Source organism: Enterobacter cancerogenus, from assembly GCF_019047785.1.
Classification (GTDB): domain Bacteria; phylum Pseudomonadota; class Gammaproteobacteria; order Enterobacterales; family Enterobacteriaceae; genus Enterobacter; species Enterobacter cancerogenus.
In genome coordinates this window covers 2,840,580-2,852,417 of sequence record NZ_CP077290.1, presented here as the reverse complement: position 1 = coordinate 2,852,417, position 11,838 = coordinate 2,840,580, and the positions used below count along the sequence as shown (strand labels likewise).

7 protein-coding genes, 3 tRNA genes and 3 rRNA genes are annotated in these 11,838 nt (G+C 52.8%); 2 read left to right on the top strand and 11 right to left on the bottom strand.

Features of this window, described 5'->3' with window-relative positions; translation table 11 throughout:
* Entirely contained in the window at window positions 1–51 is a 51-nt protein-coding gene (ilvX, locus tag I6L58_RS13440) for a peptide IlvX (RefSeq protein ID WP_193749778.1), read from the bottom strand.
* 86 nt (window positions 52–137) lie between these two features.
* Complete coding sequence (gene ilvL, locus I6L58_RS13435; protein ID WP_001311244.1) at window positions 138–236, bottom strand: ilv operon leader peptide; 99 nt, start codon at window positions 234–236, stop codon at window positions 138–140.
* A 341-nt stretch (window positions 237–577) separates the two neighbouring features.
* On the opposite strand from ilvL, the gene I6L58_RS13430 reads away from it, so the two are divergent.
* Complete coding sequence (locus I6L58_RS13430; protein WP_088209466.1) at window positions 578–2,098, top strand: YifB family Mg chelatase-like AAA ATPase; 1,521 nt, start codon at window positions 578–580, stop codon at window positions 2,096–2,098.
* Window positions 2,099–2,129: 31 nt separating this feature from the next.
* Here I6L58_RS13430 and I6L58_RS13425 read toward each other — a convergent pair whose 3' ends face one another.
* Window positions 2,130–2,468 carry a DUF413 domain-containing protein gene (locus I6L58_RS13425; RefSeq protein ID WP_006179202.1) on the bottom strand — a complete coding sequence of 113 codons (339 nt, stop codon included), beginning with the start codon at window positions 2,466–2,468 and terminating at the stop codon, window positions 2,130–2,132.
* A 118-nt stretch (window positions 2,469–2,586) separates the two neighbouring features.
* Here I6L58_RS13425 and hdfR point away from each other — a divergent pair, with 118 nt between their 5' ends.
* Complete coding sequence (gene hdfR, locus I6L58_RS13420; RefSeq protein WP_006179201.1) at window positions 2,587–3,408, top strand: HTH-type transcriptional regulator HdfR; 822 nt, start codon at window positions 2,587–2,589, stop codon at window positions 3,406–3,408.
* A gap of 98 nt (window positions 3,409–3,506) precedes the next feature.
* Here hdfR and I6L58_RS13415 read toward each other — a convergent pair.
* The 8 genes from I6L58_RS13415 to btuB form a co-directional block, all read right to left on the bottom strand.
* Window positions 3,507–3,582 (bottom strand) — tRNA-Trp (locus I6L58_RS13415).
* A 53-nt stretch (window positions 3,583–3,635) separates the two neighbouring features.
* Window positions 3,636–3,712, bottom strand: a tRNA-Asp gene (locus I6L58_RS13410).
* A gap of 55 nt (window positions 3,713–3,767) precedes the next feature.
* A 5S ribosomal RNA gene (gene rrf / locus I6L58_RS13405) occupies window positions 3,768–3,883 on the bottom strand.
* A 70-nt stretch (window positions 3,884–3,953) separates the two neighbouring features.
* Window positions 3,954–6,859, bottom strand: a 23S ribosomal RNA gene (locus I6L58_RS13400).
* Window positions 6,860–7,051: 192 nt separating this feature from the next.
* Window positions 7,052–7,127, bottom strand: a tRNA-Glu gene (locus tag I6L58_RS13395).
* Window positions 7,128–7,212: 85 nt separating this feature from the next.
* Window positions 7,213–8,752 (bottom strand): 16S ribosomal RNA (locus tag I6L58_RS13390).
* Together the 16S, 23S and 5S rRNA genes with 3 tRNA genes alongside form the textbook arrangement of a ribosomal RNA operon.
* Before the next feature lie 381 nt (window positions 8,753–9,133).
* Entirely contained in the window at window positions 9,134–9,985 is an 852-nt protein-coding gene (murI, locus tag I6L58_RS13385) for a glutamate racemase (RefSeq protein WP_088209385.1), read from the bottom strand.
* Window positions 9,930–11,780: a TonB-dependent vitamin B12 receptor BtuB gene (btuB, locus tag I6L58_RS13380; RefSeq protein WP_088209384.1), complete on the bottom strand. Its 1,851-nt coding sequence runs from the start codon at window positions 11,778–11,780 to the stop codon at window positions 9,930–9,932. Before btuB ends, murI begins: the two co-directional genes overlap by 56 nt.
* Window positions 11,781–11,838: the final 58 nt, after the last annotated feature.

Below are 11,838 nucleotides of genomic sequence, written 5' to 3'. Positions count from 1 at the left end.
TTAGTTCCCCGTCATAAATCGGGAGAAACAGAATTTTGTGCTACTTCTCATTGTCTGCTCCTCGTTAACGTTTTTTAGTCATAAAAAAACCCCCGGACCTTTCGGTGCGGGGGTCTTAGTTCGTTAAGGCTTGATTTCTAAGCCTTTCCTCGTCCAAGTGCAGCCCCGCACGGTGGGATAATAATCACCACCACGCTAATCACGACCAGGCTAATCACTCGTAGAAGGGCTGTCATTTTCAGTTCTTTTGGCTTCTTGTTCGAAGGAATACCTAAAGAGTTACCACAGTTATTTAAATAAGCACAAGATTTATTTATGACTGTTTTAGATAGCGCGCAAATTATTTTTTTATTAAGCGTTGTTTTATATAGGGAAAATACATAATGAATTTTTTTCATTTTTTTAGGCGGTTTTTAGAGCCGAAGCGCATGAGCAGCCATTTCTACGATGCGCATTCCAGATTGATGCAATGCTTACAATAAGAGGGCAAAAAGGCGGAACACGCGCCGAAAAGTCGGGAAAGAACGCTAAAAAACGGCGCATGATGCGTGCATAGTGACGGACAGGAGGTAGTGTCATGTCACTGTCAGTTGTCTATACGCGCGCGGCGCTCGGCGTGAAAGCTCCGCTCATTTCCGTTGAGGTGCATTTGAGCAACGGTTTACCCGGGCTAACGCTCGTGGGCCTGCCGGAAACGACCGTCAAAGAGGCCCGGGATCGGGTGCGCAGTGCAATTATCAATAGCGGTTATACCTTCCCGGCGAAGAAGATCACTATCAACCTCGCCCCAGCCGATTTGCCAAAGGAGGGCGGACGATATGATTTACCTATTGCTATCGCGCTTCTCGCCGCCTCTGAGCAGCTTAATGCCTCAAGGTTAGGCTCATATGAGTTCATCGGTGAACTGGCGCTTACAGGCGCGCTAAGAGGCGTTCCCGGTGCGATCTCGGGTGCGCTGGAAGCCATCCGCGCAGGACGGCAAATCATTGTGGCGAATGAGAATGCAGCAGAAGTTAGCCTCATAGCTGAGAAAGGTTGCCTGGTCGCCGGGCATTTGCAGGAGGTTTGCGCGTATCTGGAAAAACGGCACGAGCTGGCTGAGCCGGAAGAGTGTCACGACACGCTGCCGGCACCCGCAGACGATCTGAGCGACATCCTGGGCCAGGAGCAGGGGAAGCGAGCGTTAGAGATCACTGCTGCAGGTGGACATAATCTTTTGCTCATCGGCCCGCCCGGGACGGGTAAAACCATGCTGGCAAGCAGGCTGAGCGGTTTGCTGCCTCCGCTCAACAACCATGAAGCCCTCGAAAGCGCGGCTATTTTAAGCCTGGTCAATGCGACGTCCCTGCACAAACAGTGGCGACGCCGCCCTTTCCGATCGCCGCACCACAGCGCCTCTCTCACGGCGATGGTAGGAGGCGGGGCAATCCCGGGGCCAGGTGAAATTTCACTGGCACACAATGGCATTCTGTTTCTGGATGAACTGCCGGAATTTGAGCGGCGCGTGCTGGACGCGCTGCGCGAGCCGATAGAGTCGGGAGAAATTCATATCTCCCGCACGCGGGCCAAAATTAGCTATCCCGCTAAATTTCAGCTGGTTGCGGCAATGAACCCCAGCCCGACAGGGCATTACCAGGGCAATCACAACCGCTCGACGCCCGAGCAGACGCTGCGCTATCTGGGAAAACTCTCCGGCCCCTTTCTCGACCGGTTTGATTTATCTCTTGAGATCCCTCTTCCTCCGCCTGGGCTACTTCGACACCCCGACGCCAGAGGTGAAAGCACAGCGCAGGTGCGCGAACGGGTTATTGCTGCACAGGAGCGGCAGTACGCGCGTCAGGGCAGGCTCAACGCGCGTCTTGATAACACGGGTATACGCCTGTGGTGTCCTCTCAAAACCGAAGACGCAGGCTGGCTGGAAGAGACGTTGCAAAGGTTTGGGCTTTCCATTCGCGCATGGCAGCGCCTGTTGAAAGTGGCAAGAACTGTCGCCGATATGGAGGGATGCCCCGATATAGAGAGGCAGCATTTGCAGGAGGCACTGAGCTATCGGGCGATTGATCGCCTGCTTCTTCATCTGCAAAAGCTGCTGGCATAAAAAAGGGGCCGTAGCCCCTTTTCTCTTCAGATTAATCGTCAGACTCGGTGTAATCCTCAGCACCTTCGACCTGAGGCTTACCGCCTGACAGCGTATGGAAACGCTTAGGACGCTTGATGCGAGCCATATACTTGCTCCATACACGTTCTACCTCAGACTGCGGCTCACGCTCGCCGCGGCAAACAGCCACAAACTGTTTTTCATCTTCAGTCACAGGCTCACGTTTACCGAGGTCCAGCTCGTTAAAGGCATAACCATGGCGCTCAAGCAGCTGCGCCTCTTTGATGGTGAAATCGCCGTGACGAGAGAACCCGCGCGGATAATGTTTATTGTCGAAAAAACGATTAGTCGTCGTAAAGCTTTCCGCCATCCTACACGCTCCTAATTCTTTGGCCGAGCTATTTATGGCGCGGAGTATTAGTTACGCTTGACAGAGTGTAAAACAAAACATTTAAATCATAACGACAAATAATTTTGCGGAGAAAGATGTGGATACGGAATTGCTAAAAACTTTCCTTGAAGTGAGCAGAACACGCCACTTTGGGCGAGCAGCTGAAGCCCTTTACCTGACGCAGTCAGCGGTCAGTTTTCGTATTCGACAACTGGAAAATCAATTGGGTGTGAATCTGTTTACCCGCCACCGCAATAATATCCGCTTAACACCGGCGGGGGAGAAACTGCTGCCCTACGCAGAAACGTTGATGAACACCTGGCAGGCAGCCAGAAAGGAGGTGGCGAATACCTCAAGGCACAATGAATTCTCCATTGGCGCAAGCGCATCGTTGTGGGAATGCATGCTCAGCCAGTGGCTTACCCGCCTGTATCGTTCACATAATCATCTGCAATTTGAGGCTCGCATTGCACAACGCCAGTCGCTGGTGAAACAACTCCATGAACGACAACTGGATCTCCTGATCACGACAGAAGCCCCCAAAATGGACGAATTTAGCAGCCAGATTGTCGGACAGTTTGCTCTTGCGCTTTATGCCTCTGCCCCGTCAATGATGAAGGCCGATCTTAACTACCTTCGTCTTGAGTGGGGGCCGGATTTTCAACAGCATGAGTCCGGGTTACTTGCGAGCGATGACGTTCCGCAGTTAACCACCAGTTCAGCGGAGGTCGTCTGTCAGCAACTTCCTTCATTGAAGGGATGTACATGGTTACCTACACGCTGGGCGGAGGGTAAGCCGGGTCTCCATACCGTTACGGATTCCACCACGCTTTCCAGACCGCTGTATGCTATTTGGTTGCAAAACAGCGACAAACAGTCGCAGATAAAAGATCTGCTAAAAATCAATATCATGGAATGATACTTCAGCCTGCAGGGATGCAGGCTGGGTAAGAAATGGGGAGATTTTGCTGAATTTGAGGCAAAAAAAAATCCTTTGCCGAAGCAAAGGATTCTATATGGCAGGGGCGGAGAGACTCGAACTCGCGACACCCGGTTTTGGAGACCGGTGCTCTACCAACTGAGCTACGCCCCTAAATCTTCTTGCCATTAAGCCTGCCAAAAAGGCAGGCTTAATGTCTTAATAAGTGGCGGAACGGACGGGACTCGAACCCGCGACCCCCTGCGTGACAGGCAGGTATTCTAACCGACTGAACTACCGCTCCACCGAAGACTTCTGTAACCACCGGATTTATGCACCGGCTTACTACTTAATTTGATGCCTGGCAGTTCCCTACTCTCACATGGGGAGACCCCACACTACCATCGGCGCTACGGCGTTTCACTTCTGAGTTCGGCATGGGGTCAGGTGGGACCACCGCGCTAAAGCCGCCAGGCAAATTCTGTTCATCTGTATCAGAGCTGAAATTTGATTGTCTGTCTTCGCCGAAACAGCTTCGGCGTTGTAAGGTTAAGCCTCACGGTTCATTAGTATCGGTTAGCTCAACGCATCGCTGCGCTTACACACCCGACCTATCAACGTCGTCGTCTTCAACGTTCCTTCAGGAGACTTAAAGTCTCAGGGAGAACTCATCTCGGGGCAAGTTTCGTGCTTAGATGCTTTCAGCACTTATCTCTTCCGCATTTAGCTACCGGGCAGTGCCATTGGCATGACAACCCGAACACCAGTGATGCGTCCACTCCGGTCCTCTCGTACTAGGAGCAGCCCCCCTCAATTCTCCAGCGCCCACGGCAGATAGGGACCGAACTGTCTCACGACGTTCTAAACCCAGCTCGCGTACCACTTTAAATGGCGAACAGCCATACCCTTGGGACCTACTTCAGCCCCAGGATGTGATGAGCCGACATCGAGGTGCCAAACACCGCCGTCGATATGAACTCTTGGGCGGTATCAGCCTGTTATCCCCGGAGTACCTTTTATCCGTTGAGCGATGGCCCTTCCATTCAGAACCACCGGATCACTATGACCTGCTTTCGCACCTGCTCGAGCCGTCACTCTCGCAGTCAAGCTAGCTTATGCCATTGCACTAACCTCCTGATGTCCGACCAGGATTAGCTAACCTTCGTGCTCCTCCGTTACTCTTTGGGAGGAGACCGCCCCAGTCAAACTACCCACCAGACACTGTCCGCAACCCGGATTACGGGTCAACGTTAGAACACCAGCCATTAAAGGGTGGTATTTCAAGGACGGCTCCACGCAGACTGGCGTCCACGCTTCAAAGCCTCCCACCTATCCTACACATCAAGGACCAGTGTTCAGTGTCAAGCTATAGTAAAGGTTCACGGGGTCTTTCCGTCTTGCCGCGGGTACACTGCATCTTCACAGCGAGTTCAATTTCACTGAGTCTCGGGTGGAGACAGCCTGGCCATCATTACGCCATTCGTGCAGGTCGGAACTTACCCGACAAGGAATTTCGCTACCTTAGGACCGTTATAGTTACGGCCGCCGTTTACCGGGGCTTCGATCAAGAGCTTCGCGTTGCCGCTAACCCCATCAATTAACCTTCCGGCACCGGGCAGGCGTCACACCGTATACGTCCACTTTCGTGTTTGCACAGTGCTGTGTTTTTAATAAACAGTTGCAGCCAGCTGGTATCTTCGACTGATTTCAGCTCCACCCGCAGGGGCTTCACCTACATATCAGCGTGCCTTCTCCCGAAGTTACGGCACCATTTTGCCTAGTTCCTTCACCCGAGTTCTCTCAAGCGCCTTGGTATTCTCTACCTGACCACCTGTGTCGGTTTGGGGTACGATTTCGTGTTACCTGATGCTTAGAGGCTTTTCCTGGAAGCAGGGCATTTGTTACTTCAGCACCGTAGTGCCTCGTCATCACACCTCAGCGTTAAAAGGTACCGGATTTACCTGGAACCTCCGCCTACATGCTTAAACCGGGACAACCGTCGCCCGGCTAACATAGCCTTCTCCGTCCCCCCTTCGCAGTAACACCAAGTACAGGAATATTAACCTGTTTCCCATCGACTACGCCTTTCGGCCTCGCCTTAGGGGTCGACTCACCCTGCCCCGATTAACGTTGGACAGGAACCCTTGGTCTTCCGGCGAGCGGGCTTTTCACCCGCTTTATCGTTACTTATGTCAGCATTCGCACTTCTGATACCTCCAGCATGCCTCACAGCACACCTTCAACGGCTTACAGAACGCTCCCCTACCCAACAACGCATAAGCGTCGCTGCCGCAGCTTCGGTGCATGGTTTAGCCCCGTTACATCTTCCGCGCAGGCCGACTCGACCAGTGAGCTATTACGCTTTCTTTAAATGATGGCTGCTTCTAAGCCAACATCCTGGCTGTCTGTGCCTTCCCACATCGTTTCCCACTTAACCATGACTTTGGGACCTTAGCTGGCGGTCTGGGTTGTTTCCCTCTTCACGACGGACGTTAGCACCCGCCGTGTGTCTCCCGTGATAACATTCTTCGGTATTCGTAGTTTGCATCGGGTTGGTAAGCCGGGATGGCCCCCTAGCCGAAACAGTGCTCTACCCCCGAAGATGAGTTCACGAGGCGCTACCTAAATAGCTTTCGGGGAGAACCAGCTATCTCCCGGTTTGATTGGCCTTTCACCCCCAGCCACAGGTCATCCGCTAATTTTTCAACATTAGTCGGTTCGGTCCTCCAGTTAGTGTTACCCAACCTTCAACCTGCCCATGGCTAGATCACCGGGTTTCGGGTCTATACCCTGCAACTTAACGCCCAGTTAAGACTCGGTTTCCCTTCGGCTCCCCTATACGGTTAACCTTGCTACAGAATATAAGTCGCTGACCCATTATACAAAAGGTACGCAGTCACCCCATAAAAGAGGCTCCCACTGCTTGTACGTACACGGTTTCAGGTTCTTTTTCACTCCCCTCGCCGGGGTTCTTTTCGCCTTTCCCTCACGGTACTGGTTCACTATCGGTCAGTCAGGAGTATTTAGCCTTGGAGGATGGTCCCCCCATATTCAGACAGGATACCACGTGTCCCGCCCTACTCTTCGAGTTCACAGCAAGTGTGCTTTCGTGTACGGGACTATCACCCTGTACCGTCGGACTTTCCAGACCGTTCCACTAACACACAAGCTGATTCAGACTCCGGGCTGCTCCCCGTTCGCTCGCCGCTACTGGGGGAATCTCGGTTGATTTCTTTTCCTCGGGGTACTTAGATGTTTCAGTTCCCCCGGTTCGCCTCGTTAACCTATGTATTCAGTTAACGATAGTGCAACGAATTGCACTGGGTTTCCCCATTCGGACATCGACGGGTCAAAGGTTCATATCACCTCGCCGTCGCTTTTCGCAGATTAGCACGTCCTTCATCGCCTCTGACTGCCAGGGCATCCACCGTGTACGCTTAGTCGCTTAACCTCACAACCCGAAGATGTTTCTTTCGATTCACCATCGACTTGCGAAAATTTGAGAGACTCGAACACACATAACATGTGTGTCGTTTCAATTTTCAGCTTGATCCAGATTTTTAAAGAGCAAATATCTCAAACGTCACCCGAAGATGAGTTTTGAGATACTGAGGCAGGTGACTTTCACTCACGAACCAGCAAGTGGCGTCCCCTAGGGGATTCGAACCCCTGTTACCGCCGTGAAAGGGCGGTGTCCTGGGCCTCTAGACGAAGGGGACACTGAAGTCTCAATCGCAAGACGCCTTGCTATTTACTTTTCATCAGACAATCTGTGTGAGCACTACAAAGGCAGGTTCTTTAAGGTAAGGAGGTGATCCAACCGCAGGTTCCCCTACGGTTACCTTGTTACGACTTCACCCCAGTCATGAATCACAAAGTGGTAAGCGCCCTCCCGAAGGTTAAGCTACCTACTTCTTTTGCAACCCACTCCCATGGTGTGACGGGCGGTGTGTACAAGGCCCGGGAACGTATTCACCGTAGCATTCTGATCTACGATTACTAGCGATTCCGACTTCATGGAGTCGAGTTGCAGACTCCAATCCGGACTACGACGCACTTTATGAGGTCCGCTTGCTCTCGCGAGGTCGCTTCTCTTTGTATGCGCCATTGTAGCACGTGTGTAGCCCTACTCGTAAGGGCCATGATGACTTGACGTCATCCCCACCTTCCTCCAGTTTATCACTGGCAGTCTCCTTTGAGTTCCCGGCCTAACCGCTGGCAACAAAGGATAAGGGTTGCGCTCGTTGCGGGACTTAACCCAACATTTCACAACACGAGCTGACGACAGCCATGCAGCACCTGTCTCAGAGTTCCCGAAGGCACCAAAGCATCTCTGCTAAGTTCTCTGGATGTCAAGAGTAGGTAAGGTTCTTCGCGTTGCATCGAATTAAACCACATGCTCCACCGCTTGTGCGGGCCCCCGTCAATTCATTTGAGTTTTAACCTTGCGGCCGTACTCCCCAGGCGGTCGACTTAACGCGTTAGCTCCGGAAGCCACGCCTCAAGGGCACAACCTCCAAGTCGACATCGTTTACGGCGTGGACTACCAGGGTATCTAATCCTGTTTGCTCCCCACGCTTTCGCACCTGAGCGTCAGTCTTTGTCCAGGGGGCCGCCTTCGCCACCGGTATTCCTCCAGATCTCTACGCATTTCACCGCTACACCTGGAATTCTACCCCCCTCTACAAGACTCTAGCCTGCCAGTTTCGAATGCAGTTCCCAGGTTGAGCCCGGGGATTTCACATCCGACTTGACAGACCGCCTGCGTGCGCTTTACGCCCAGTAATTCCGATTAACGCTTGCACCCTCCGTATTACCGCGGCTGCTGGCACGGAGTTAGCCGGTGCTTCTTCTGCGGGTAACGTCAATCGACAAGGTTATTAACCTTATCGCCTTCCTCCCCGCTGAAAGTACTTTACAACCCGAAGGCCTTCTTCATACACGCGGCATGGCTGCATCAGGCTTGCGCCCATTGTGCAATATTCCCCACTGCTGCCTCCCGTAGGAGTCTGGACCGTGTCTCAGTTCCAGTGTGGCTGGTCATCCTCTCAGACCAGCTAGGGATCGTCGCCTAGGTGAGCCGTTACCCCACCTACTAGCTAATCCCATCTGGGCACATCTGATGGCAAGAGGCCCGAAGGTCCCCCTCTTTGGTCTTGCGACGTTATGCGGTATTAGCTACCGTTTCCAGTAGTTATCCCCCTCCATCAGGCAGTTTCCCAGACATTACTCACCCGTCCGCCACTCGTCACCCGAGAGCAAGCTCTCTGTGCTACCGTTCGACTTGCATGTGTTAGGCCTGCCGCCAGCGTTCAATCTGAGCCATGATCAAACTCTTCAATTTAAGTTTGATGCTCGTGAATTAAACTTCGTAATGAATTACGTATGTTCACTCAGAGACTTGGTATTCATTTATTGTCCGAAGACATTAAGAATCCATGTCACTTTGAGTGCCCACACAGATTGTCTGATAAATTGTTAAAGAGCAGTGCAACGCGGCTTTCGCTCACCGTTGCGAGGTCCCGTATAATACGTTTTCCTCATTCAGAGTCAAGCATTTATTTTCGCTTTTCTCTGCCGGCGTTCATCGCTGAACCCCGCTAACCCGGCGGCCTGTAAGCCGTTGTTCCGTGTCAGTGGAGGCGCATTATAGGGAGTTCTCAGACGTTGACAACCCCTCTTTTAAAAAAAACGTTCAACCGTCTCTTTTTTGCTCAAAATGGGGTTACAACGGCAGTTTTTCGAGCGTTTCAAACCCATAACGCTGTAAAACGGGCAAAAGTTGCTCAGTATCGGGCGTTATCGCCAGGCAGAACGCAATATTTGGATCGGCTGATTTTGAATCCGGTGCCTCATGCTCAAGCAGCCAGGCCGTACGACGCGCAATAGCCGCACCGGAATCCACCAGGCGAGTCCCCTCTGGCAATACCGCCAGGAGTTCTTCCTGTAATAGAGGGAAGTGGGTGCAGCCGAGCACGACCGTATCCGGCGGTTCAGGCATACGCAGCCATGGACGAAGAATACGGCGCAGCTCGTCAAGCGAGACCGCTTCTCCGTGCAGCTTCGCTTCCGCCATCTCCACCAGCTCAGCCGAACCCAGCATCGCAATCTGGCATTCGTTGGCAAAGCGGTCGATAAGCTCGCGCGTATAAGGACGCTTCACCGTGCCACGCGTTGCCAGCAAACCGACCACGCCGTTCGCCGTCAGACGTGCAGCAGGTTTAATAGCAGGCACCACGCCTACAACCGGGAAGGGGAATTTCTCGCGCAACGCAGGGAGGGATACCGTACTCGCCGTATTACAGGCGATAACCGCCAGCGCCAGGGGGTAACGTTGTTGAACCGCAGTAACGATTTCAACCACACGCTCAACGATAAACGTTTCACTCTTCTCTCCATAGGGGAAGGCAACGTTATCGAAGGTGTAGATGTAATGGAGATCCGGCAGGAGCTGTCGGATCTCATCATAGACCGAAAGCCCACCGACGCCGGAATCAAACACCAGCACGGTGGGACGCGGATCAGAAGGTGTAGCTGCCAGACAAGGTGTATTCCCGTCCTGCAGTTTGGTAGCCATAAACTGTCTCGTAATCTTTATCGAACAGGTTGGCTATTTTACCACGAACTGTCAGGTGAGAGGTGACCGGATATGAAACGGCGACATCCCACAGACTTACGCCGCCCATTTTCACCCGCTCTGACGCATAGGTATTAGGATCGATCGACACATCATAGCGGCTACCAAGATAACGGTACGCCACGTTCCAGTCGAGATCCCATACCTGCCAGTCCAACTGATACTTAACCAGTTGTTTGGAGCGACGAGCCAGAACCTGGTTGGTTTTTGCATTACGCGGGTCTACGTAATCATAGGAAATCTGATGCCCTACCGGGCCGGTGTCGAATTGCGCCGTGGCCTCAATCCCTTTGATACGGGCTTCATCAACGTTGTAGTATCGGAAAGTACGTGGGTCGCTGTTAATCAGGTTGTCAATATCATTACGATAGCCCGTTACTCGCCAGTTTACCGGCCCGGTCAGGCCTTCAAAACCGCCTTCCCACTGTTTGCTCTCTTCTGGCTTCAGATTCGGATTCCCGTAATCCTTGCTGTGGATCTGGCTCAAGGTTGGTGCTTTATACGCAGTACCGTAAGAACCGATGAGACGATACCCCTCGATGAACTCCCACGCAGCGCTGGTTTGCCAGGTTCCGTGGTTGCCAAAGTTGGAGTTATCGTCATTACGCGCCGCAGCTTCCAGCGTGATGCTGTTGAACTGCTGCATCGCAGAAAGGAACACGCCCGTATTACGCTGCTCGTAGCCTTTCTCCAGGTAACCCGTCCCGGCTTGGGTCTTTTGCTTCTGCCAGTCCAGACCCGCACCAATATTCCCGTGCCCTACCGCAACGGTATTTAGCCACTGGGTGGTGTACTGCTTCACGTCGTCCATGGTCGCGGAATCGGCGTAGCGGCCTTTTTTCGGATCGTAGTTCTGATCTTTACTGCGCCCGTAACCGGCTACCAGCTGTGACTGGAAACCCCCCAGGTTGTAACGCAGCCCCGTATCCCAGTTTTGACTATAGAGCTGCCGAGTATCCGGACGACCATCGATACCCATTGCACCATAGTGATCGTAACCGTCATATGCAGTGCGGTTGTCATATCCAAAGCCACGGAAGAAACCACTGACGCTGTCGGTGAACTGCTGCTCCACGGAGCCGTACAGCGACTTACTCATAAAACCGTCGCGATCAGGCTGGCGAGGCGCATCCTGAGCGGCGATATCAAACCCACGGGTGTAGGTATAGTTACCGGCCATGGTGATTTTGGTTTTATCAAGGAGCTGCTGGAAAGCGCCATCATAGGTTTGATAGCCCTTAGAACCAACGCCCGCAGTAATTTCTGCGCCCGGCTTATCCCGCCCTGTGATGATGTTGATCACGCCGCCAATTGCATCGGAGCCATACAGCGCCGAACGCGGGCCTCGAATATACTCGATACGCTGTATGAGTGAGGTCGGAATTTGGCTCAGATCGGGAACGTTACTGATCCCGGCATTATTCAGGGGGATGCCATCAATCAGCACCAGAACATGACGGGATTCGGTACCGCGAATAAAGGTAGAAGAACTTGCGCCCAGTCCCCCACTTTGCGCAATATCCACGCCGGGCAAGCGCGACATGATATCCACCACGCTTTTTGCCTGCCAGCGTTCGATATCTTCACGCGTGACCACTGACGTCGGAGCCAGAACGGTTTTTGCCGGTTGTTCAAAACGATTTGCTGTCACCACCAACGAGTCAGCGCTATCCTGCGCCCAGCCCGAAAATGCCGTGACGGACAGCGCCGTCAACAGCGATATTTTTTTAATCATTGTTAAAGCATCCACAATATAAGAAGGATGCCGCAGGCCTCATCTATAGCACGCGATG

Excerpts from the sequence above, each read along its gene's own strand:
- ilvL (WP_001311244.1), bottom strand. The coding sequence starts at position 236 with ATGACAGCCCTTCTACGAGTGATTAGCCTGGTCGTGATTAGCGTGGTG.
- I6L58_RS13430 (WP_088209466.1), top strand. The coding sequence starts at position 578 with ATGTCACTGTCAGTTGTCTATACGCGCGCGGCGCTCGGCGTGAAAGCT.
- I6L58_RS13425 (WP_006179202.1), bottom strand. The coding sequence starts at position 2,468 with ATGGCGGAAAGCTTTACGACGACTAATCGTTTTTTCGACAATAAACAT.
- murI (WP_088209385.1), bottom strand. The coding sequence starts at position 9,985 with ATGGCTACCAAACTGCAGGACGGGAATACACCTTGTCTGGCAGCTACA.
- btuB (WP_088209384.1), bottom strand. The coding sequence starts at position 11,780 with ATGATTAAAAAAATATCGCTGTTGACGGCGCTGTCCGTCACGGCATTT.